The 24,038-nt window shown below is 33.5% G+C and carries 21 protein-coding genes; 9 read left to right on the top strand and 12 right to left on the bottom strand.

Annotation, left to right across the window (positions count from 1 at the left end):
• Both ACN4EE_RS15395 and ACN4EE_RS15390 read left to right on the top strand, forming a co-directional pair.
• On the top strand, window positions 1-662 hold a 662-nt coding region (locus ACN4EE_RS15395; protein WP_431707346.1), incomplete at its 5' end, for a Uma2 family endonuclease.
• Between the two features lie 60 nt (window positions 663-722).
• Window positions 723-1,514, top strand: coding sequence for a Uma2 family endonuclease (locus ACN4EE_RS15390; RefSeq protein ID WP_431707345.1), 792 nt, complete (start codon window positions 723-725; stop codon window positions 1,512-1,514).
• Window positions 1,515-1,533: 19 nt separating this feature from the next.
• Here the strand turns inward: ACN4EE_RS15390 and pabB are convergent, their stop codons facing one another.
• The gene (gene pabB / locus ACN4EE_RS15385; RefSeq protein WP_431707344.1) at window positions 1,534-3,606 is read right to left on the bottom strand and encodes an aminodeoxychorismate synthase; all 2,073 of its coding nucleotides are present in this window, start codon (window positions 3,604-3,606) and stop codon (window positions 1,534-1,536) included.
• Between the two features lie 622 nt (window positions 3,607-4,228).
• On the opposite strand from pabB, the gene ppc reads away from it, so the two are divergent.
• The gene (gene ppc / locus ACN4EE_RS15380) at window positions 4,229-7,276 is read left to right on the top strand and encodes a phosphoenolpyruvate carboxylase (RefSeq protein ID WP_431707342.1); all 3,048 of its coding nucleotides are present in this window, start codon (window positions 4,229-4,231) and stop codon (window positions 7,274-7,276) included.
• A gap of 93 nt (window positions 7,277-7,369) precedes the next feature.
• Window positions 7,370-7,936 (top strand): Uma2 family endonuclease, encoded by a 567-nt coding sequence (locus ACN4EE_RS15375; protein ID WP_431707341.1) that lies wholly within the window; start codon window positions 7,370-7,372, stop codon window positions 7,934-7,936.
• Window positions 7,937-7,993: 57 nt separating this feature from the next.
• Here ACN4EE_RS15375 and ACN4EE_RS15370 read toward each other — a convergent pair whose 3' ends face one another.
• On the bottom strand, window positions 7,994-8,530 hold the full coding sequence (locus ACN4EE_RS15370) for a Uma2 family endonuclease (protein ID WP_431707340.1): 537 nt from the start codon (window positions 8,528-8,530) through the stop codon (window positions 7,994-7,996).
• 147 nt (window positions 8,531-8,677) lie between these two features.
• Here ACN4EE_RS15370 and ACN4EE_RS15365 point away from each other — a divergent pair, with 147 nt between their 5' ends.
• The gene (locus tag ACN4EE_RS15365) at window positions 8,678-9,721 is read left to right on the top strand and encodes a coiled-coil domain-containing protein (protein WP_431707339.1); all 1,044 of its coding nucleotides are present in this window, start codon (window positions 8,678-8,680) and stop codon (window positions 9,719-9,721) included.
• 52 nt (window positions 9,722-9,773) lie between these two features.
• Here ACN4EE_RS15365 and queF read toward each other — a convergent pair whose 3' ends face one another.
• From queF to ACN4EE_RS15345, 4 genes are all read right to left on the bottom strand, one after another.
• Complete coding sequence (gene queF, locus ACN4EE_RS15360; protein ID WP_431707338.1) at window positions 9,774-10,178, bottom strand: preQ(1) synthase; 405 nt, start codon at window positions 10,176-10,178, stop codon at window positions 9,774-9,776.
• A 202-nt stretch (window positions 10,179-10,380) separates the two neighbouring features.
• Window positions 10,381-11,751 (bottom strand): trigger factor, encoded by a 1,371-nt coding sequence (gene tig, locus ACN4EE_RS15355; protein ID WP_431707337.1) that lies wholly within the window; start codon window positions 11,749-11,751, stop codon window positions 10,381-10,383.
• A gap of 80 nt (window positions 11,752-11,831) precedes the next feature.
• The gene (locus ACN4EE_RS15350; protein ID WP_431707336.1) at window positions 11,832-12,395 is read right to left on the bottom strand and encodes a 50S ribosomal protein L25/general stress protein Ctc; all 564 of its coding nucleotides are present in this window, start codon (window positions 12,393-12,395) and stop codon (window positions 11,832-11,834) included.
• Between the two features lie 108 nt (window positions 12,396-12,503).
• Window positions 12,504-13,838 (bottom strand): adenylosuccinate synthase, encoded by a 1,335-nt coding sequence (locus ACN4EE_RS15345; RefSeq protein ID WP_431707348.1) that lies wholly within the window; start codon window positions 13,836-13,838, stop codon window positions 12,504-12,506.
• A 437-nt stretch (window positions 13,839-14,275) separates the two neighbouring features.
• On the opposite strand from ACN4EE_RS15345, the gene ACN4EE_RS15340 reads away from it, so the two are divergent.
• Window positions 14,276-15,406 carry a CO2 hydration protein gene (locus ACN4EE_RS15340; protein WP_431707335.1) on the top strand — a complete coding sequence of 377 codons (1,131 nt, stop codon included), beginning with the start codon at window positions 14,276-14,278 and terminating at the stop codon, window positions 15,404-15,406.
• A gap of 107 nt (window positions 15,407-15,513) precedes the next feature.
• On the opposite strand, the gene ACN4EE_RS15335 is transcribed toward ACN4EE_RS15340, so the two are convergent.
• Window positions 15,514-16,536 (bottom strand): methyltransferase, encoded by a 1,023-nt coding sequence (locus ACN4EE_RS15335; protein ID WP_431707334.1) that lies wholly within the window; start codon window positions 16,534-16,536, stop codon window positions 15,514-15,516.
• Between the two features lie 380 nt (window positions 16,537-16,916).
• On the opposite strand from ACN4EE_RS15335, the gene ACN4EE_RS15330 reads away from it, so the two are divergent.
• Window positions 16,917-18,353, top strand: coding sequence for a MotA/TolQ/ExbB proton channel family protein (locus tag ACN4EE_RS15330; protein ID WP_431707333.1), 1,437 nt, complete (start codon window positions 16,917-16,919; stop codon window positions 18,351-18,353).
• 73 nt (window positions 18,354-18,426) lie between these two features.
• A complete protein-coding gene (locus ACN4EE_RS15325; protein WP_431707332.1) occupies window positions 18,427-18,876 on the top strand; it encodes a hypothetical protein in 450 nt (149 codons plus the stop codon).
• Window positions 18,877-18,934: 58 nt separating this feature from the next.
• On the opposite strand, the gene ACN4EE_RS15320 is transcribed toward ACN4EE_RS15325, so the two are convergent.
• Both ACN4EE_RS15320 and ACN4EE_RS15315 read right to left on the bottom strand, forming a co-directional pair.
• On the bottom strand, window positions 18,935-19,339 hold the full coding sequence (locus tag ACN4EE_RS15320; protein WP_431707331.1) for a type II toxin-antitoxin system VapC family toxin: 405 nt from the start codon (window positions 19,337-19,339) through the stop codon (window positions 18,935-18,937).
• Window positions 19,336-19,566 carry a DUF2281 domain-containing protein gene (locus tag ACN4EE_RS15315; protein ID WP_431707330.1) on the bottom strand — a complete coding sequence of 77 codons (231 nt, stop codon included), beginning with the start codon at window positions 19,564-19,566 and terminating at the stop codon, window positions 19,336-19,338. The genes ACN4EE_RS15320 and ACN4EE_RS15315 overlap by 4 nt, the downstream gene beginning before the upstream one ends.
• 264 nt (window positions 19,567-19,830) lie before the next feature.
• Here ACN4EE_RS15315 and ACN4EE_RS15310 point away from each other — a divergent pair, with 264 nt between their 5' ends.
• Window positions 19,831-22,083 (top strand): DNA methyltransferase, encoded by a 2,253-nt coding sequence (locus ACN4EE_RS15310; protein WP_431707329.1) that lies wholly within the window; start codon window positions 19,831-19,833, stop codon window positions 22,081-22,083.
• 77 nt (window positions 22,084-22,160) lie between these two features.
• Here the strand turns inward: ACN4EE_RS15310 and ACN4EE_RS15305 are convergent, their stop codons facing one another.
• From ACN4EE_RS15305 to proA, 3 genes are read right to left on the bottom strand one after another with little or no spacing between them, the layout of a single operon-like run.
• On the bottom strand, window positions 22,161-22,394 hold the full coding sequence (locus ACN4EE_RS15305; RefSeq protein ID WP_431707328.1) for a hypothetical protein: 234 nt from the start codon (window positions 22,392-22,394) through the stop codon (window positions 22,161-22,163).
• 4 nt (window positions 22,395-22,398) lie between these two features.
• A complete protein-coding gene (locus ACN4EE_RS15300) occupies window positions 22,399-22,704 on the bottom strand; it encodes a DUF4258 domain-containing protein (protein WP_431707327.1) in 306 nt (101 codons plus the stop codon).
• Entirely contained in the window at window positions 22,697-23,986 is a 1,290-nt protein-coding gene (proA, locus tag ACN4EE_RS15295) for a glutamate-5-semialdehyde dehydrogenase (protein ID WP_431707347.1), read from the bottom strand. Before proA ends, ACN4EE_RS15300 begins: the two co-directional genes overlap by 8 nt.
• Window positions 23,987-24,038: the final 52 nt, after the last annotated feature.

Here is a 24,038-nt window from a genome sequence, read left to right as displayed (position 1 = left end):
ATGAGATAATATATCCTCAAGGAGAGTTTTGGAGTGATGAACCACCATTGGAAACTTATCAACATTTACAGCAAATTATTATCTTGCTTAAATCCTTACAATGGCTATGGCAGGATAAAAGCGATTATTTTTGTGCAGGTAATTTAACCATTTATTACAGTCCCAATCAAAAGAAATCAGAGTATTTTCGAGGACCAGATTTTTTTGTAGTTTTAGATACGACTAATGATGAAACTCGTAAAAGTTGGGTAGTATGGGAAGAAGGGGGAAAATATCCTAACGTTATTGTGGAAATTTTATCAGATAGTACTGCTAAGTTCGATCGAGATGGTAAAAAAGCGATTTATCAGGATATATTTAGAACACCAGATTATTTTTGGTTTGATCCTTTTACCTTAGAATTTCAAGGATTTACGTTAATTAGTGGTAAATATCAAGCTATAACTCCTAATGAGCAAGGGTGGTTATATTCAGAGCAATTAGAGTTATATTTGGGGTTACACGAGGGAAAACTGCGTTATTTTACTCCTGATGGTGAATTAGTGGCTACTCCCGAAGAATCCGCTATTAAGGAAAAACAAGAAAAAGAGTTGGCTTTACAAGAAATTGCACAATTAAAAGAGAAATTGAAACAATTAGGAATCAAAGATGAATTAATTTAAACACTATTAATTCTTGTTTTACAATGTTCATAAGCTAATTATTTATTATCAGGTTATATTATGCCCTCAACTCAAATTCTTATACCACCAGAAGTTACCAAAAATGAGATAATATATCCTCAAGGAGAGTTTTGGAGTGATGAACCACCATTGGAAACTTATCAACATTTACAGCAAATTATTATCTTGCTCAAATCCTTACAATGGCTATGGCAGGATAAAAGCGATTATTTTTGTGCAGGTAATTTAACCATTTATTACAGTCCCAATCAAAAGAAATCAGAGTATTTTCGAGGACCAGATTTTTTTGTAGTATTAGACACTAATAATGATGAAACTCGTAAAAGTTGGGTAGTGTGGGAAGAAGGAGGAAAATATCCTAATGTTATCGTAGAAATCTTATCGGACAGTACGGCTAAGTTCGATCGAGATGGCAAAAAAGCAATTTATCAGGATATATTTAGAACACCAGATTATTTTTGGTTTGATCCTTTTACCTTAGAATTTCAAGGATTTACGTTAATTAGTGGCACATATCAACCAATTAAAGCCAATGAAAAAGGTTGGTTATATTCAGAACAATTAGATTTATATTTGGGGTTACACGAGGGAAAATTGCGTTACTTTACCCCTAATGGTGAATTAGTGGCTACTCCCGAAGAATCCGCTATTCAAGAAAGACAAAAAGCACAACTAGCGGAAAATCTCGCTATTCAAGAAAGGCAACAAGTCGAAATTGAGCGTCAACAAAAAGAATATGAAAAACAACAAAAAGAGTTAGCTTTACAAGAAATTGCACAATTAAAAGAGAAATTGAAACAATTAGGGATTAACCCCGATGAAATTATCTAAATCCATGAGAAATTTTACATTAACAGCTTAATAATGCTTTAGCTTTCAATATAGTTTCTTCAAATTCCTTAGATTTGTCCGATAGAATAGTTATTGCCCCTCCAACGCCGATCGAACTGTGATTTGGGGTTATAATAGCGGTACGAATGACAATATTTAAGTCCATTGTGCCATTGAAAGCTAAAAATCCGATACTTCCCGAATAAATACCCCTTGCTTCCGTTTCTAATTCGTCTATAATCTCTAATGTTTTCTTTTTTGGTGCACCTGTCATTGAGCCTCCGGGAAAACAAGCCTTAATACAATCTATGGGTTTAACATCATTTCTAATTTTACCCTTGATAGTGGACACCATTTGATGTACTGTGCTATAGGTTTCGATCGACATAAGTTTAGGTACACAAACGCTACCGACTTGACAAACTCGACTTAAATCATGGCGCAATAAATCCACAATCATCAAGTTTTCGGCTTTCTCTTTTTCACTAAATTGTAGAGAGTTTTTTAGCTGTATATCTTCTTCTTTAGTTTTACCTCTTTTTACTGTACCTTTAATGGGTTTAGATTCTAAAATACCCTCTTTATCTAATAATAAAAACCTTTCAGGAGATGAGCAAACTATACCCATGTCATACCATTGTAAAAAAGCACTATAGGGTGCTGGATTTCTTTTTCTTAACTGTAAATAGTAGTTTAAAGGATTTTTAATAGTGGGTAAGTAAAGATGATTAGTTAAACAAATTTCGTAACTTTCTCCTGCTCTAATTTTTTCTAAACAAGTATCGATATTGTCTAAATATTGGTTTTTATTTCTACTTAATTTATATTGATTTGTAAAATTATAATCTTCGCTTATTTCTTCTTGTTTATTGCTATTTACTAAATTTTTTAGCTTATTTTCGATAGTTTGAAACCAATGTTCAGCTTGATTTTCTTGATTAATTTCATCAAAAAATATTAAATAAATATCTTGACAAATATGATCAAATATGATAGCTCGATCGACAAACATAAATTGAGCATCTGGTAAAGAAGATTGATGTTTATTTTCGCTACCGCATAGGGCTTTTAATTCATAACCAAAATAGCCCACTAAACCGCCATTAAAATTAAAAGGTAAATCGGGATTATCATAACTAAACTTGTCTAAAATATCCTGTAAAAACAGAAAAATATCTTTCTTTTTGACTTCTATTTGTTGATTGTTAATAACTTTAATTTCCTGTTTATTCACATTATATTCGACTAAAAAACTATGACCTCCTTGAGCATCTCCCATGTAAGAAAATCTGGATAAACCTTCTTCTACCATACTGGTATCTAACCAAAAACTATGATGAGATTTACTATAAAATTCTTTAAAAACTTTAGCAGAATCTAAAAATATATCTAGTTTTTTACTATAAATTTTATACTCAAAATTTTGATTTTTTGTGATAAGTTTCTCTTGATAATTATCTTTTTTTGTGTTAATAAAAATATTAGATGAGTTCGATCGATCTCTTCTTTTTTGATAATCTTGAGTTAAATTACGAAAATTAATAAGTAATTGTTTACCATAGCTTGAGCAAATAGATTCAGGATGAAATTGTACACCCCAAAAAGGCTTAAATTTGTGCTTAATTGCCATAATTAAATTATCCTCAGTAGTAGCGATAACTTCTAAATCTGACGGTAGAGGATTTTCAAGGATTAAAGAGTGATAACGCACCACTGAAAAAGGGGAAGGGATATGATAAAAAATACTATCCTGTTGATGATAAATATTACTGATTCTCCCGTGAAAAGGTTCGATCGATCTCTTAATTTTAGCACCGTAAAAATAACCTAAACCTTGATGCCCTAAACAAACACCTAAAAGGGGAATATTTGCCTTTAATAAAACTTCACCGCACACCCCAAAATCATCAATATTTGCAGGATTTCCTGACCCCGGAGAGAGTATAATATTATCAATATTAAGATTATTTATTTCCTGCCAAGATAACTCATTATTAGTAATAATTAAGGGATTAATACCGTTAACTTCAGCTAATAAATGATAAATATTGTAGGTAAAAGAATCAAAATTATCGATAATTAAACTTCTCATAAAATTTTTTACTCATTACTAGGACTTACGCAATAATAACTGTATTTTGTTGGGCAAATATAGGAATAATCGAATGTTACGAATTTATTAAAAATACTGATAACTATTGACTGATATTAACTTTGCCCCTGCCTCTTGCCTTTTGTCTCTCTTTATCAGTAAACTTGGATGCGTTCTAGCTTATTACCTCTTGCCAGTCTTCATCAGTAAACAATGACTTTTATTTTCATGATCAGCTTAATTTGATAATTTATCCTCAGTTTTACATTTTATTCGATCGAATGCTAATTTTGTGATGACAATAGCGAATAAAAATAGACTTAATTTTAACTTCTTATTTGATTTTGATTCATCTTTAGCTGAATTGACAAAAATGTATCATATAAAACCGTATGCAAAACCCTTTTAAGGTTACGATCGAAAGATTGTATTGTTAAACTTACTTGTTCGTGGGTTTAAATAAGGAATATTTAGTTAAAAAATAAATTGTTAGTCTGATTAACTTTAATTGGAGTATCATAACTGTTATCATAAACCGATGACATTGAAGGGGTATATAACTAAAATTCCTGAATTTACCCTTGATTAAGAACCCTACCCATAGATTAAGATAGATAAAAATATGATGACTTCAGCAACGACTACTATAACAGAAGAATTAAGTATTTATTCTAGCTCAGAATTATTATTGCGTCACCGATTAAAATTGGTTGAAAATTTATGGGAGTCAGTATTAACCAACGAATGTGGGCAAGAATTGGTGGATTTATTGGATAAACTGAAATCCGCCTGTTCACCTGAAGGGCAGACAAACAAAATACAAGAAGTTTCTGTTAGTAAATGGATAGAACAATTAGAATTAGATGATGCCATCAAAGCAGCGCGTGCTTTTGCCTTATACTTTCAGTTAATTAACATTGTTGAACAACATTACGAACAAAGAACACAAAAACTGATAAGAAGGACGACAACAGAGGATCAAGTTAACGCCATTCAACCCTTAGAATCAAAAAAACACAATCCTTTTGTACTAGACAATACCGAAGAAAATCAGAGTTACTTTAATCCGAAAGCAAATCCTGCTAGTGGCGGTACATTTCATTGGCTTTTCCCTTATCTACAAAAGTTGAATATGCCTCCGCCAAAAATTCAACAATTACTAGATCAATTAGATATTAGCTTAGTTTTTACCGCCCATCCTACGGAAATTGTGCGCCATACCATCCGTAAAAAGCAACGGCGTATTTCCCATTTTCTGGAAAAATTAGACACGGCAGAAGAATCTTTTCGTACTATGGGTTTAACTAACTCTTGGGAAGCAGAAAACTATCGGCAATGTTTGATGGAAGAAGTCCGTTTATGGTGGCGTACAGATGAACTGCATCAGTTTAAGCCAACGGTATTAGATGAAGTAGATTATGCTTTACATTATTTCCAAGAGGTACTTTTTAACACCTTACCTGAATTGTCCACCCGTTTAAAACAGGCTTTACATAGTACTTTTCCTCTTTTGAAACCTCCTACTCACAAGTTTTGCTATTTTGGCTCGTGGGTTGGAGGCGATCGAGATGGAAACCCTTTCGTAACTCCAGAAGTAACATGGTCAACGGCTTGTTATCAGAGAAACCTTGTTATCGATAAATATTTAGAGTCTATGGGGCAACTCAACGATATTCTCAGTTTATCCTTACACTGGTGTAATGTTCAACCCGAATTATTAGATTCTTTAGAGCGCGATCGAATTAGAATGCCGGAAGTGTATGATAAGCATTATGTTCGCTATCGTCAAGAGCCTTATCGTTTAAAATTGGCTTATATTGAAGAAAGATTAAAAAATACCCAAAGAAGAAACCAAGCCTTATCTAATCCCGACACCAGAAAATCCATTAAACTAGCACAAAAAGATGATAACCTTTATCCTTCCAGTGTAGAATTTTGGGAAGATCTCAATTTAATTAAATCTAACATTGAAAATACGGGGTTAAAGTGCAAAGAATTAAATCATTTAATTTCTCAGGTAGAAATCTTCGGTTTTCATTTAACACCCTTAGATTTTCGTCAAGACTCCTCCCGTCATAGCGAAGCCCTGAATGAAATTGCTGAATATTTAGGGGTATTAGACAAACCCTATAACGAATTATCCGAAGTAGAAAAAACCGCATGGTTAGTACAGGAATTGAAAACCCGTCGCCCTTTAATCCCTAACGAAGTGCCTTTTTCTGACTCCACCGCCGAAACGATCGAAACCATGAAAGTTTTAAGAGCGTTACAGGTGGAATTTGGTTTAGATATTTGTCACACCTACATTATCAGCATGACTAACTATGTCAGTGACGTATTAGAAGTGTTGCTACTGGCAAAAGAAGCAGGATTATACGATCCCATTTTAGGAATTACAAGTATTCGTATTGTGCCATTATTTGAAACCGTAGAAGACTTAAAACGAGCGCCAAAGGTAATGACAGAATTATTTGAGTTACCCCTATATCGTGCTTGTTTAGCAGGAGGTTATGAAAACATAGCCAAATCTGCTTCTAACCTTGTGTTACCCGACTTAAATCCCAAAAACCTACAGGAAATCATGTTAGGTTACTCTGACAGTAACAAAGATTCAGGATTTTTAAGCAGTAATTGGGAAATCCACAAAGCACAAAAAAATCTGGCTCGAATTGGGGATAAATACGGATTAAATATCAAAATATTTCACGGGCGTGGTGGTTCTGTAGGACGGGGAGGAGGTCCTGCTTATGCAGCTATTTTAGCCCAACCTACCTCTACCATAGACGGTAGAATCAAAATCACCGAGCAAGGAGAAGTATTAGCCTCGAAATATTCCTTACCAGAATTGGCATTATACAACCTCGAAACCATCAGCACGGCGGTTATTCAGGCTAGTTTACTCGGTAGTGGTTTTGACGATATTGAGCCTTGGAATGAGATAATGGAAGAAATTTCTGCTTCTTCTCGTAAAGCCTATCGTAAACTAATATATGAGCAACCTGATTTTATCGACTTCTTCTTATCCGTAACCCCCATCGAAGAAATTAGTAAATTACAAATCAGTTCTCGCCCTGCCCGTCGTAGTAGTGGCAAAAAAGATATATCCTCTTTACGCGCCATTCCTTGGGTATTTAGTTGGACTCAAAGCCGTTTCTTGCTTCCTGCTTGGTATGGTGTAGGTACAGCATTACAGGAGTTTTTAAATCAAGAACCTGAAGAAAACTTGAAGTTATTGCGCTATTTTTATTTAAAATGGCCTTTCTTTAAGATGGTGATTTCTAAGGCGGAAATGACTCTCTCTAAGGTGGATTTGCAGATGGCTAGTCACTATGTGGAAGAATTGGCAAAACCCGAAGATAAACAGCGTTTTCAGACGGTATTTAATCAAATTGCGAAGGAATATTATCTCAGTCGTGAAATTGTCTTGAAAATCAATGAACAAGAACGATTACTCGATAATGACACGGAATTACAACGCTCGGTGCAACTGCGCAATGGTACGATCGTACCCCTAGGCTTTTTGCAAGTATCTTTATTAAAACGTTTAAGACAGTATGCCAATCAAGACAAGGCAGGTTTAATTCACTTCCGTTATAGCAAAGATGAATTGTTGCGGGGTGCGTTATTAACTATCAATGGTATCGCCGCTGGTATGCGCAACACTGGTTGATGAGGAATGAGGAATGAGGAATGAGGAATGAGGAATGAGGAATTAAGAATTAAGAATTAAGAATTAAGAATTAAGAATTTTGACGCAACCCCTATGATTGTTATTAATTCTCCCCAAAATAAATTAACTTTAGATGAGTTTTTAAAGTTGCCACCCAGTAAACCCATACTGGAGTATATAAATGGAGAAATTTCATCAAAACCAATGCCCAAAGGAAGACATAGCCGTTTACAAATCAAACTTTCCACTTTGATTAATGATGTGTCGGAAAACAATAAAATTGCCTATGCTTTTCCTGAATTGCGTTGTACTTTCGGTGATAGATCGATCGTACCAGATATAAGTGTTTTTCGGTGGCAAAATATTATCTTTAACAATCAAGGAGAAATAGAAGATAATTTCAGTTTACCACCAGATTGGTCGATCGAGATACTTTCTCCAGAACAAAAATCGAATAAAGTCATTGGTAATATTCTTCATTGTCTCAATTATGGCTGTCAATTAGGATGGTTGATTGATGCCGATGATTACAGTATTTTGGTTTTTTTAGAAGGGAAACAACCGCAAATTCTCTATCAAAACGATCGTCTTCCCGTGTTAGAATGTATAGATTTAAAATTAACTGTCAATGATATTTTTAGTTTGTTAAAAATGAACTAATTTTATTAATTTTGATATATTGTTACAAAAAAATAGTAAATACTAATAATAATTAAATTAGCTAAATAAATCATTAATACTAATATTAAAACCTGTTAAAACTTTTTGGGTTGTGACAATATCATTATTACTGAAAACCAGAGTTCGATCGAGCATAATAATAAAAACCTTTTCATTTTCAGGCAAAACTAACCAAACTTCTTCACATCCCGAAGCTAAATATTCATTCGCCTTAGCAAACAAATCCTCCGCCGAATCCGCAGGAGAGGCAATTTCAGCAATCAAAGGCGGACTTTGCGGTAAACTAGGGGCATTATCATAATTTTTAGCTAATTCTGGAGTAAGATAACAAACATCTGGTCTTCTACCTTGCTTAATAGTTTTACAAGGCAATTCCGTATAAATTTCTCCTTCTTGATGAGAATCATTAACAAAATTTCCCCATAAACGAGCTAATTTTGCTTGTATCTTACTGTGTCTAATTGTCATACCAGTTGTCTCCTGTAATTTTCCATCAATCCATTCTTGATGATTAGGAGGATTAGCTAAAAAATCATCTAAAGTAAAAGTAGGTTTTGTAATTACTGCTACCATAGTTTCAACATAAATAGTTAGCAAATCAATTATAGCTTAATTATTTATAAAGTTTTATTGCATGAATCATCAAAAAAAAGTAATTTATAATACCATATTTTAAATGTATGTAAAGATCATAATATTTATCAGAGGATTAGATATAACATGGCTAGAAAAAAAACTGGAACAACCACAGGTTTAATGACTCCCAAATCAAAAGTAAATGTGTCTTTGACGGAAAAAGCAATGGAAACTGTCGAGGCAATGATGAAAGAAACTGGTTTAAATAAATCAGCATTATTTGAGAGTATCTTAACAGGAGAAATTTCCATTTCTAGTCAAAATTCCGATGAAACAACCACAGCAGTTAGTCAAGTTGACAATGACAAAGAAATTAATGCTACGGCAAATAATATTATTACTGAACAATTAGAACAACATAAAAAACAAGTTGAAACTTTAGAACAACAGGTTATTAAACAGAATAATTTAATTTCAGAAAAAGAGCAATTAAATAACTCTTTAAACTTGGCTTTACAAGAAAAAGAATCTCATATTAACACTTTAGAATCTCAAGTAAAAAATCTTGAATCTTCAGCTTCTGCTAATAATAATCAATTAGCTGATAAACTAAAAGAATTAACTTCTTTGAAGCAAGAATTAGAATCTTTAAATAGTAATTTACAAGCCAAAGAAAATGAAATAAAACAGTTATCGGAAGCGAAAGATTTATTAGCTAAAAAAGAGCAATCGATCGAACAGTTACAACAAAAAATTAACGATCTTGAGCAACAAATTGCTAACTTAAATAATCAAAATGAGTCTTTACAAGCAAGGTTAACTAATATTGAAAAACAAGCTCAAGAAGCTCAAATTGAGTCTAATAATTTCCTAGTAGAATTAACGGCAAACAATTTGTATATTCAAAAGTTAAATCAACAATTATCTCATAAAGAAAATATAATTAATGAACTAAATAAACAAATTCAAAACCAAAAAGGATCGATCGAAAAGTTAGAAATGGAAAGAAGTAGTGTAAAATCCCATTATGAACAACATCAACGATCGATCGAAAGCAAATTAAATGGTATTAATGAGCAACAAAAACTAACTATTCATCATTTAGAATCGAGAATTGCTGATTTAGAAAGCACTGCTACCATCGGTGAACAAATGTTAAATAAATGGCGATCGAAATTATATAATTAGAAAAGAAGTCTTTGTTGGGTTTTATTTTCTCAACCCAACCTACAATTTGTAATTAAAAAGGTAAAGTTTTTCTGTGTTTAACTTCAATTACTGTGTGGACATTTCCCCTAGGATAAAAGTCACCTTTAACTGTAATAGATAAAGGATCACAAGCCTCCACAAAATCATCTAAAATTTGATTGATAGATTCTTCATGGGAAATATATCGATCTCGATAGCTGTTAATATAAAGTTTAATGGCTTTTAACTCTACGACCTTCTCATCGGGACAATAGTTAATATAAATAGTCGCAAAATCAGGATAACCAGAGAAAGGACATTTACAAGTAAACTCTGGTAAGGTGATACTTATATCGTACTCTCTACCCTGACGAGGATTCGGGAAAGTAATTAAACTACCTTCTTCGATCGCTCTTTCACCGTATTTTACTTCAGGAAATTTATTTTCAGTACTCACAACTAATTACCAAAAGAATTAAGAATGAAGAATTGTTTTAGTCGTTAATCAATAACCCACAATGTAATAAATTACATTGCTAACAAGATGACGTTCAATAAATTGAACTCTATATTTTTCAGAAAGTTAATATTGTTCATTATCCATTATCCATTATCCATTATCCATTATCCATTATTCACTATTCATTATTCATTATTCACTACTCTTCGTTTTCTTTATCAGAATCGTCTCCCTCTTCCTCTTCGGGGGTTAAAGTGCCTAAAGGTACTAATTCCACTTGGGTTTTTTCTTGCAACCAATCGAGGGTTTTTTCTGCGATTAAATCGTACCTAACATACTTTTGTAATTTTGCTTCATCGACATCACGTCCTTTGAGAGTTTCTCTAATCTCAGCGATTTTAGCCGTTAATTCTTCATCCCCTACAGTAATGGATTCTTGTTCGGCAATTTTTTCGATGATTAAATTTGTATGGAGATTTTTACTAGCTTCTGGTTTGGCAGTTTCTCTCATGTTTGTCACTAATTCTCTGGTGAAAAACTGGTTAACATCCATACCATAGCTTTGCAGTTGATTAGCAGTTTGTAAAAGAATTGTTTGCACTTCTTCTTCTAACATGGTTTCAGGAAGTTCGATCGAAGTGTGTTTTAATAATTCAGCTACGATGGCACCGTGAATATTTTGTTTAGTATCATTAGCCGCTTTTTCACGATACTGTTTTTCGAGAGATTCCCGTAATTGGGCGAAGGTTTCAAACTCGCTGACTTCCTGAGCAAAATCATCATCTAATTCAGGTAACTCTTTCTCTTTTAAATCTTTAAGAGTAATGGTAAAAATTACGCCTTGTCCTGCTAAATCCTTTTGATGATAGTCGTCGGGGAAAGTGAGATTAAGTTTTTTGGTTTCATCGATATTCATACCGACAACACCTTCCACAAAACCAGTAATAAACTTACCTTCGCTCAATTCTACTTGATATTCTTCCGCTTGAGTACCGGGTATAATTTCGCCTTCTTCCTCTGTTTCAGTGGGTTTACGCCCCTCAAAATCAATGATTGCCACATCTCCCATTTGAGCAGGGCGATTTTCTACAGGGATGAAAGTAGCTAATTTCTCACGGCGTTCATCGATAAGTTTGTTAACATCTTCCTCATTGTAAACCACTTCTTCGGCTTTCACCTGTAAACCTAGATACTGCCCTAAAGTCACTTCAGGAGGTACATCCACTGCAGCCTGAAAAGTAAAAGATTCTTGCGGATTATAGCTATTGATTAATTGGTCAAAATCAGAACGTAATTTATAATTGCCTAAAGCATTAATAGATTCTTGTTTAATAGCTTCTTCTAGGCTATCTTGAATTAACTCTTCTAAAACGGCGGCTTTGATTCTTTCGCTACCGATACGTTGTAATAAAATGGGGCGAGGTACTTTGCCTTTACGAAAACCGGGGATATTAGTTGTTTTAGCTATTTCTTTAACAACTTTTTCGTAGGTGTTTTTCGATGTTTCTGCGGGAATCTCGATTTCTAAACCGATTTGACTGGCAGGAAGTCTCTCCTGAGTTATTTTCATAAAACTTACTATATTTTTTGAACGAATCTCTCTTTATTATTAATATAAGGGCTAAAGCCCTTACTACAAACTGGTTAGATTTAACCTTTTTTACGAGGTGCTACAATACCGATAATATTCTTATTGGGATCATCTAAAACTTTGATGCCTTCGGGTAAAACTAAGTTACCGACACAAAAGGTTTTACCAATGTCCACACCAGAAATATCCATTTCTAAATATTGGGGAATATTGGAGGGTAAACAACGAACTTTAACTTGTGTTACCATTTGTTCCATGATACCACCTTTAGACATTCCGATCGAACTGCCGACAATTTTTAAAGGCACAACCACTTCTACATCATTATCTCCTGAAGGACAGAAGAAGCTAATATGGTGTAAATTGCGTTTCCAAGGGTGGGTTTGTACTTCTCTAATCAATACTTTTCCGTTCCATTCCAATTCAGGAATAGCTAAATCCACGAGGGTATTATTAACGGAGGCATTTTTTAAAAGAGTAACTGCTTCTTTCTGAGTTAAAACTAAGGATATAGCTTCCGCACCATTATGACCATATAAGTTGGCAGGAATAACCCCTTCACGGCGTAATGCTCTAGGCTTACTACCTTCGGGTCTAGTTTTACATTCTAATTTGACTTCCATTTTACTTAATCGATTTCTTTATAAGTTTTAATACTATTAACGTTTACAAAAAGAAATTAAATTACTATTAACTATAAATATAATGGTAAGTTATACAAGGGGAGTTAGTTAAGGTTGGACTGGATTGCCGTTAGCGTGTAATAACGCTCTTTTGGGACCATGAATGGGATCTTCTATAATAATAGTCTGATCTCGTCCGGGTCCAACGGATACGATGGCAATGGGTAATTCCATCAATTCAGCTAAGAATTTTAAATAATTTAATGCTTTTTGTGGTAATTCCTCTAAGGTTTGACAATGAATAGTTGATTCTTGCCATCCGGGCAGAGTTTCATAGATAGGTTTACAATTAGCAAATTTCATGGCATGGGTGGGAAATTCTCGACAGATTTCTCCATCTATTTCATACGCCACACATACTTTTATTTCTGCTAATTCGTCGAGTACATCTAGTTTTGTAATGGCTAAACAGTCTAAACCGTTAATTCTAGCGGCATATCTACCGATTACACCATCAAACCAACCGCAACGACGACGACGACCTGTAGTTGTACCAAATTCAGCACCTCGATCGCCGAGTAAATTACCGATTTCGTCTTCCAATTCTGTAGGAAAAGGACCTTCTCCTACTCTGGTGGTATAGGCTTTGGCTACACCGATGATTCGATCGATAATGGTTGGACCCACTCCAGCACCGACACAAGCACCTCCAGCTATAGGATTCGAGGAGGTAACATAGGGATATGTACCATGATCGAGATCTAAGAGTGTGCCTTGTGCGCCTTCAAACAAGATATTTTTCTTGTTTCTGACGGCTTGATCAATTTTCAAGGAACTGTCAATCACAAAAGGACGTAAACGATCGGCATAGGTGATATACTCTTCTACAACCTCTTTCGCATTTAAAGGAGGTAAGTCATAGAGTTTTTCTAAAACCGCATTTTTATAGTTAATAGTCCATTCGAGTTTATCGGGGTGGGTATCACAGTTAATCAAATCAAGCATTCTAATGCCGATTCTTTCTGCTTTGTCCGAATAAGTCGGACCAATACCTCGTCCTGTCGTACCAATTCTATATTTACCTCGTTTTTCTTCTGCCGCTTGGTCTAAAATACGATGATAGGGCATCGTTACATGGGCAGTTTGAGAGATAAATAGGTTTTCGATGGAGACATTGAGAGCAAGAAGCTGATCAATTTCTTCCAGTAATTCTTGAGGATCTATCACAGTACCAGAACCTATGATACATTCAGTATCAGGGTATAAAATCCCTGACGGAATTAAATGTAGTTTAAAGGTTTGATCTTGAACGACCACAGTATGACCGGCATTCACTCCCCCTTGAGAGCGAACTACCACATCTGCTGATTTACTGAGTAAATCTGTTATTTTTCCTTTTCCTTCATCGCCCCACTGGGCTCCGATTACGATAACGTTAGCCAAGGGTTTTATAGAGCTAAACTTCACACAAACTCTTATTATCGCAGTTTCGAGCGTCAATGTCAAGTATTTTCTTAATTAGGGGTTGCCTCATAAGTATTTTGGTGAAGGAAGGCAAAAGGCAAAAGGCAAAAGACAAAAGTTTTAACGTTATTATCTCTTAGTGTAACGCTTGTAATTTATGTTTAGTTGTTGATTGGAGGTATCAGTAGCAGGTTTAATTTTTAGCAGATTATGTTATTTAATCCCAGAATTGAAAACAAAAAAATCAATTAAGATATATTTTTAATCAATTCTTTAACCTAATACCTGGCACCTTTTTTTAATAGCCTTGAGATTTCTTCAGTAGTTACTACTTAAGTTCACAAAAGTGATATTGTATGAATAACTCATTCTGTGTAATATATTTTAATTAGCATTTTATTTAATAATAAAAAATTATGGTAGCAACTCCCCTTCAACCTTCAAAACATCCATTAGCTGAATATATCCAACGTTTAGAATCAGGAAAAAGTCTTTTAAAAAATACCCCTGAAAATGTGATGGAAGTGGTGGGTATTTTAAAATCCTATGGTGTTGTTTTAGATGCCTATTCTAATAATTTAAACTATATTGCTGAACATCAATTTTTAGTATTATTTCCCTTCTTTAAATACTTTAATGGTGAAGTCACCTTCCCTAAACTTCTGCGACATTGGTGGCACGATCGAATTAATTTTGAATATGCAGAATACTGTATGCGCGCCATGTTATGGCATGGAGGAGGCAAGTTAGACGAATATGTGGATAGCCCCGAATTTTTAGAAGCTACTCAAAAAGCCATTAACGCTAAATTAAAGGGAAATTTCGTGATTGGTACTTTAAACACCATTTTTCCTAATTTTTTGTCCGAACAGGTTAAAATGTTGGCTTATTATTCGGCATTAGGACAATTTTGGCGGGTGATGAGTGATATTTTTATCTCTCTTTCCGACAGATATGATCAAGGAGAGATAGGTTCGATCGAAGATGTGGTAAAACATATTTTAGACGGATTAGTAGCGGATGCCAGTAAACCCATTACCTACGCTGTAAAAATTAAGGGCAAAACCTACGACTTATTGCCTAAAAGTGCAGGGTTAACTTTTCTAATGGATACAGCAGTACCCTATGTGGAGGCGGTTTTCTTTCGAGGCACACCGTTTCTTGGTACAGTATCATTTAATGCTCAAGCCTATCAAATATCTTTTGATCAATCTCAATTTGCTTATGGTGCATTATACGCTGATCCGTTACCGGTGGGAAGTGCTGGTATTCCTCCTACTTTATTAATGCAGGATATGCGTCATTATCTCCCTGAATATTTACATCAGATTTACCGTGAAGGTTTACGGGGAGAGGATGATTTATTAGTCAAAATTTGTATGAGTTTCCAAAAATCTATGTATTGTGTCACTACGGCTGCTTTAAAAGGATTAGCGCCTTATCCTCTAACAACAGAAAATCCTCAAGAAAAACAAGCCAACCGTCAATATTTTGAGCAATGGATGAATCGTTTTACTTATTCTCGCATTTTAGATGTTAACGCATAATTAATTAATAGTGAATAGTGAATAGTGAATAGTTTTTAATGTATTCTGTATAAATCATTGATTTTAATAGCTACAATCTTCAAGCAAATCCTAATTAGAGAGAATTTCTATAGTTTTATTGCTTCTAAAATACAAATATCTTCGGGAGTATAAATAACATTATTTAGAGTTAAATCTGCTTGGGTAAATAGTTGTTCAAATTCTTCTTTTGTTCTCTCTTTTCCTCCTTGACACATCACTAACATATTCAAGTCTAACATTTTAGCGGCTGACGGTAAATTTCGATCGCTTACTATCATTTCCATTACTAAAATTTTGCTATTATTATCCATAGCATTACTACAATTTTTTAAGATTTTAATGCCTCTTTCATCATCCCAATCATGGATAATATGCTTTAACATATAAACATCTCCTCCCGATGGAATTTTATCAAAGAAACTACCACTAATGGCTTGACAACGGTTAGTAATTCCATGTTTTTCTAAGGTTTTTTGACAGTTATTAATAACATATTCTTCATCGAATAAAATCCCTTGACTATGGGGATATTTTTCTAAAATTGAGCCTAACATTTCACCATAACCTCCTCCCACATCAACGATAGTTTTAAAGGAAGAAAAATCATAATTGGAAAGGATAGCTTTTTCCTCTGTATAAGAAAAACTATTCATGGAATTTTCAAAAATTTCTGCATCTTCAGGATGAAATTTAAAATAATCAAATACCCCCATACCAAATACTTTATCAAAGGCTGGTTTTCCCGTTTTTACGGAATATAATGTTTCTCCCCATGCTTGATAATGAGGAGATTCTCCTAACATAATCGAAGTAGCTTTCATTGATTGAGGATTATCACTACATAAATATTCTGCAAGGGGTGTCATTATAAAGTTTTGAGAGTCAGTTTCCGCAAAAATACCCACACTACTTAAACCTCTCATTAATCGATATAAAGCCTCTGGATTTGTGTTTGTTAATTGGGCTAATTTTTCACAGGATAAAGAGTTATTATTTTTGATTAAATCTGCTATATTTAATTTACTAGCCACATAGATTGACTGGGCAACCCAATAACTAGAAATCATTTGACTTAACTGAATATGAAGGGGGAAATTTGAGTTATTCATATCTATATAATTGGGGATTTTTTTTATTTTATTAGTATTAGCTAGAATTGTTGATTTTAATGGTTATTATGACAGATATTTTTTATTCTCAAGGTAAATTTTTGTTAATTTCGATCGAACTATTTATCCCTAAAATATCATAACTACTGTAGAAAAAACATTATTGTTAAAGCATAATGACTAATAAAGTATAGATTATAAGTTGTCTAAAAATTATACTTAACAAGGTCAAAATTTGAGTATTTGCCATCACACTTTTCTCTTTTCCCTATTCCCTATCTTCATCAATATATTTTATTACCTTGCTGAGTATAGATAATGTATCAAGAAATTACTATTTTAAGATAGAATATAAAATTAATTTGTAGAATAGAGAAATCATGGCTCAAATAAAAACCCATACTCGTCAAGAATTAGACATTAATTTTCTCAATAGTTTTATTGGGGCTTTAGTATTAACCGTTATCATTTATATTTTGTTTTTACCTGTTAAGGAAACATACATAGGCGTACTATTATTTGAAAGAGGAATTACCCAATATTTTACAGTTTTTTTTGCCTCTTTAGTCGTAGTAATTACTGTTAATAAATTTTTAACAATTAGTAAAGAAACAAACATTTTAAAAAAAATAGGATTACCTGAAAATATAGTTTTTGATAACCATAAATCATATCAATTAGCTAATTTACAAGAAGATTTTGCTCGTAGTCAAACCATGATTACTAGCCGATTAAGTCGCATTCTAAACGCTTATATCCTTTCGGGTAGTCGTAAAATCGTCACAGAATTAGCCTTAGATGATAGTTCATTTTATCTTAGTGCCTCCGAATCTTCCTATGCCTTACCAAGAATTTTAGTATGGGCAATTCCCCTGTTAGGCTTTATCGGTACTGTATTGGGTATTAGTAGTGCTGTCAATGGTTTTTCAGGGTTTCTTGATAATACCGCCGAAATTGATCAAATTAAAGAAGGTATCGGCACTGTTACCAGTGGTTTAGCTGTAGCTTTTGACACCACTTTATTAGCATTGCTTTTGAGTGTCGTAGTGATGATTCCTTTAGTTTTAATTGAAAAGATGGAATCGGAATTATTATTAGCAACAGAAATTTATATTAATGATCATATTTTACCTCGTTTAAAGGAGAATAATGAACAGGAAAAATCTATTTTAAATAGTGATATTTTAATTCAAACTGTTACCAGTGCGATCGATAATAAATTACCCACAAAAGAGGAGTTTATTCAACCCATTAAAGATGCTTTACCTACTCCCCAAGAATTAATTAATCCTGCGGAAATTTATGCTAAAGAAGCCGCTAAAAATTTAGTCTCAGAATTTATTGAACAATTTCAACAAATAAAGGTACAAGAAACAGCGTTAATTGATACCATAAAAGAGATTAATCAAGTTATTTTGCTCGATCGAGATAACTTTGTCAATAGTTTTGGACAACAAAATGCTTTAAATCAATCTATCATTACGAATATTAAAGAATTAGTGGATTTAGTTAGGGAAAATAATGAGGCTAATAATAATAGTTTAGTCGATCGAACTGAGGTTATTAGTAAGGAATTAAATAAAGCCGCCTTAAGCCTAGAAGAAAAGGTAATTTCCTTAGAGAAATCTAGTGCCAAAATTGCCGAATTAAATCAGCTACAATCTAGTTTAGAAAAAGTAGTAGAAGTGTTAAATAATATTGGAGAAATGCAGACAACTTTAGTTAAGATGCAAGATAAAATTGAACTTTTGCAACCAACTCTACAAGATTTAAGTAAACCTAGAATTATTCGTTTAGTAGAGGAAATTGAAAAATAAATTACTTTTCTCCTGATGTATAACAGGCATCTTGCCTGTGTTTCTTGATAAAATTATCCCTTGATTTATAATTATGAGAAGACGATCGAAATCAACTAAGATAGAACTAGAATTATTCCCTTTTTTATCAGTTTTAGCTTGTACCATTGGCAGTTTAATTTTACTAATTATCGTGGTTAGTAGTGAGACTTTAAACGATAATCCAGAAGTCACAATTATTGCCAGAAATGAAGGAGGAGAAAACTTGAAAAAACAACCCCGTTATATTGAATGTAAAGAAGACGGAATAGTTATCTATCCTAGCCAAGAATTTGTGTCGATGAAAGACATGGAAAAACCTAACTCTAAGTTAGCTAAGTTTATTCAAGAAATTAAACAAAATAAAGATAAAGAATATGTTATTGTAGCAGTTAGACCAAGTGGAATTGAAGTTTTCAATAAGCTAAGAGACTTGATTACTCAAGAAGAAATTGATATAGGTTATGAACCGATACAAGAAGATTGGACATTAAAATTTGAGTAACTAATTCTCAGACTTTTTCAGCAGACTATATCCAATCCCTACACACTTAAGCCTAGTTTTACCAGATTGTTTGAATATTAGGTAGGTTTTGAATTTTTAAATCACGAGTAATTAATGGTAACTGCAAAAATAAGGCAGTGGCTGCAATAATTCTGTCAGGCATTTCAGGTACAATGGATTTGTCGATTTCCTCAAAATTTGAAGTAATATTTCGATCGAGTGGAACAAGAAATAAATTAACATTAGAATCATCAATAGCTTGATTAACTCTGGTTAAAACTTCTTTAACAATGCGTCCTTTTTCCACTAAATATGTAATCTCAATTAGAGAAATACTGGGTATATAAATTTGACTGTTATTGGTGTTGGCTTTTTCAATAGTTTTCAAAGCAATTTCAGACAATCGATGAGACTCAAAAATATACCAAATCAAAACATGGGTATCAATAACTACTGCCGTCATGATAATAAATCCTCTCTCGGAAAATTTGCCCACATTTCTTGTCTAACCTCCAGTATATCTTCTTCGGTAAGATCAAATTTTAAATCATCACAAATACCTCGAATACTTTTTAAAGGAGTCTGATAGTCAGATTTTCCAGCTAAAAATTCGGCAAAATCTAGTAATTCTTGCTTTCGATGAAGAGGTAATGTTTGAAATTTACTGATTAATAATTGTTCTAATGTCATAATTTATAAAGGTTAGTTAAAATGGTTTCTTTGATGATAATTAAGATTATTTTAGCTAAAATTCGATCGAACTAATTTGTAGGTTGGGTTAGCGATAGCGTAACCCAAAAAATGCTATTGGTTTATTAAAAAATATTACAAATGATCACCTTATCCCGATACTTTGCTAGGCTTGTATTAGATTAGCCCGTAGGGGTTGAATAATATTCAACCCGTATAATGCTTTAGCCCTTGTTTTTGTTCACTAATTTATACATAAAAAAGATGGTAAATATTTTCTCTCATCTTGACTTTAAATCTATTAAAAATAATCCCGACTTTAAAGAAGATAGTGTCAGAGAAGTGATTATTTTACCTCTGTTAAATTCATTAGGTTATACAGAAAATAACATCATTCGCAGTAAAACTTTACAACATCCTTTCCTCAAAATTGGCAGTAAAAAACGCAAAATTAATTTAATCCCTGATTATCTCTTAAAAATTGAAAATAATTATGCTTGGGTGTTAGATGCAAAAGCACCCAATGAGAATATAAAAGATGGTGATAATATTGAGCAAGTTTATAGTTACGCTACCCATCCTGAAGTCAGAAGCAATTATTTTGCCCTCTGTAATGGTTTGGAATTTAGTTTGTTTAAAACTTCTGGCACTGATACCCCTATTTTATTTTTTTCGATCGATCAATTAAATTATTATTATGAGAAATTAAGTCAATATTTGTCTTTAAATAGTTTTCAATTTGGTAAAGACTTTCAATATCCTTCTGCTAACCTCACCCCTAACCCCTCTCCTAATAAGAGAGGGGAAAAAGATGATTTTGACTACTTAAATCGCCCTTTATTAGCTGAAATTATTACAAAAAAACAAGCGGCAAAAAGACATTTTGGGGTGCATGGTTATTTCACTAAACAGGTTTGGAATGTGGTAGCAGAATATATCAAAAATTTTAGTCAACCTAATGATACTATTCTTGATCCTTTTGGGGGTAGTGGAGTCACTGCCATTGAGGCTTTAATGAATAATAGAAAAGCGATACATATAGATATTAATCCCCTTACTATTTTTCTGGTTAATTCCCTCATTTCCCCTGTCAATTTTGATGAATTAAACAAAGCCTTTGAAAGAGTAAAATCTGCTTATCAAAAAAATGAACCAACCTCCGAAGAAGACATTAAAAAAGCTCTCAAAAAATATCCCTATCCGCAAGGTTTAAAACTGCCTAAAGGTTCGGATGTGGATACCATAGAAAAGTTATTTAGTGATAAACAATTAGCTCAATTAGCTTTCTTAAAATATCTTATAAATCAAGAGAAAAATAAAAAGATTAGAGATTCTTTAATGTTAGCTTTTTTTAGCACTGTAAATAAATATAATTTAACGTTTCATTATACAAAAACGGAAGGAGGAGGAGACAGTTCTATTTTTAGATATTATCGTTATAGAATAGCACCATCACCGGGTGAAATGCCTTTATTAAAAATTTATGAAACTAAGTATAAAAAAATCATTTCAGCAAAAAAAGAGATGGAATATTTTATCAATGAAAACACCATTGCTAACGCTCAAATACTCAAAGCATCGGCGACAGATTTAAGTTTTATACCTAATGAAAGTATAGATTATATTTACACCGATCCACCCTACGGCAAAAAAATTCCCTACCTCGATTTGTCAACTATGTGGAATGGTTGGCTAGATTTAGAAGTGACTGAAAATGACTATAATTTAGAAGCTATTGAAGGAGGAGAAAAGCAAAAATCTAAGGATGAATATAACAAATTAATCGCTCAAAGTATCAAGGAAATGTATCGAGTTTTAAAGTTTGACAGGTGGTTGTCGTTTGTATTCGCTCATAAAGACCCAGAATTTTGGCATCTCATCATCGATACTGCTGAAAGTTGCGGTTTAGAATATAAGGGTGCAGTAGCACAAAAAAATGGACAAACTAGCTTCAAAAAACGTCAAAATCCCTTCACGGTTTTATCTGGACAACTGATTATTAATTTTTGTAAAGTTCGTACCCCTAGAACTATTTTAAAGGCTAATTTAGGTATGGACATAGCAGAAATTGTTATCCAGACGATCGAGGGTGTAATTGCTAAAAATGATGGTGCTACCCTTGAGCAAATTAACGATGAATTGATTATAAAAGGCTTAGAATTGGGCTTTTTAGATTTATTGAAGAAAGAATATTCAGACTTAACACCCATATTATTAGACAATTTTGACTATGACGAAACAACGGAATTATTTACCATCAAAAAAGATACTAAATTTAAGTCACATATTGACGTAAAACTGAGAATTAAATACTATTTAATCAGTTATTTAAGAAGGATGGAAAGGGAAAATAAAACCTCTACTTTTGATGAAATTGTGTTGAATATTTTACCCTTATTAAAAAATGGTACAACTCCCGAAAATCAGACAATTTTAACAGTCTTAGAAGACATCGCCGAAAGAGTAGGAGAAAACCATTGGAAATTAAAAGGAGAAGGGCAATTAAGTTTGTTTTAGCAATAATAATTAATACATTTTTGAAGGACAGATTTTTAATTGATTGGTAGGGATTGAATAAGAGTTATTCATAAAAATTAAGCCACATTTTTGAATTGATAAACTGGCACTTGAATAAAATTTAGGGGTTTTTCATCCCCTAAAATCATATCTTGTAAACGTTGCACTATGTCAGGAGAAAAAAATTGTTCTCCCGTTTCTTCATTCACTCTAGCAGGTACATTTTCCACTAGAATTAATTGCCCATTTAACTCCAAAGAATAAGTCACCAATTTATTCACTAATTGCTTTTCTTCTTGTTCAAAAATCATAGAATTATCTCCTAGTAGTAAAATTATTTTGCCAACGTTCTTCAGTCGGTTGATAAAGTGTTATTATTTTTAAAATTCGGCGTGAAGGATAACTACAGTGAAGATGCAAAGCACGATTAGCCAAAGTGAAACCGCAAATTAAACAACTAGCACCATATTTGTCATCGGGATAGTCTTCGATTATTTCACTATTAACTATCATTTCTGTTATTTCTCTTATTCTAATATTTCGTACGATCGATTGATCAACAGCGTGTTTAGATAACTCAAAGTCTCCATTAATTATTTTCTGTCTAATTTCCCTAAGCATTGGATAAATCTCGATGAGTGAAGGCTTGAGGATTATCCCCACTATAGGTTGCCGCAATTTGTCCATTTCCTACTAATTTATATTTGTAGGTGACTAAACCATCTAAACCAACCGGCCCTCTAGGGGGCATTTTTTGAGTACTTATACCTACTTCCGCTCCAAAACCATAACGGAATCCATCGGCGAAACGGGTGGAACAATTATGATATACTCCTGCAGAATCCACTTTATTCATGAAGATTTCGGCGTTTTGTTGATTATTCGTCACAATGCCGTCAGTATGTTTTGAACCGTAATAATTAATATGCTCGATCGAACTGCTTAAATCATCGACAATTTTGATAGCTAAAATCAAATCACTATATTCGGTTTTCCAGTCTTCCTCCGTAGCTAAATGACAGTTAATAATTTTTTGGGTATCCTCATCTCCTCTTAATTCAACTCCTTTCTCTCTCAAGGCTTCCGCTATACTTGGTAAAAACTTCTCTGCTATAGCACGATGAATTAATAACGTCTCGATCGCATTACAAGCCGCAGGATATTGAGTTTTCGCATCCACCGTAATATTAATCGCCTTGTCTAAATCAGCATCAGAGTCGATAAATAAATGACAGATACCGTCAGCATGACCTAAAACGGGAATTTTGGTGTTATCCTGCACATAACGGACAAATTCATTCGAGCCACGAGGTATAATCAAATCCACATAGTTATCCAGTGACAATAATTCTTTAATCTCCTCTCTCGTGGTTAACAACTGTATGGCGTTGGGGTTAACCTTCGTTTCCTTGAGAGTATCTTGAATAATCTTAACTAAAGTTGTACAAGTTGTAAGGGCTTCTTTTCCTGCCTTCAAAATAACGCCGTTACCCGATTTTATGGCTAAACTGGTAATCTGAATTAAAGCATCGGGGCGCGCTTCAAAAATCACTCCCAACACCCCCAAAGGTGTACTAATACGCTGTAAAACTAAGCCTTCGTCTAACTCTCTTTTTAAGGATACCATACCAATAGGATCGGGCAATTTTGCTACATCTCGCACCCCGGCAATGGCACTTTTGAGTTTAGATTCTCCCATTTTTAAACGAGCATAGAGAGAGGTAGAAATTATCCCCTCAGCCTCACGACAATCGACTTCGTTAGCTGTAATAATTTCTTTTTGATGTTTTTCGAGGGCAGTTGCGATCGAGCTTAGAGCATCATTTCTATCTTGCTCTGATAATATTGCTAATTCTCGTGCAGAAATTTGGGTTTTTTGAGCGATTTTTTGTAATTCAGACATATACTCAGTAAGGGAATAAAAGATACTGATGAGGGGGAGGAGGGGGAGGGGG

Origin of the sequence: Geminocystis sp. CENA526 (assembly GCF_050753365.1) — a bacterium.
In the GTDB taxonomy this organism is placed as follows: domain Bacteria; phylum Cyanobacteriota; class Cyanobacteriia; order Cyanobacteriales; family Cyanobacteriaceae; genus Geminocystis.
Note: the sequence above shows the minus strand (reverse complement) of the source record. Positions and strands in the feature narration are given on the sequence as shown.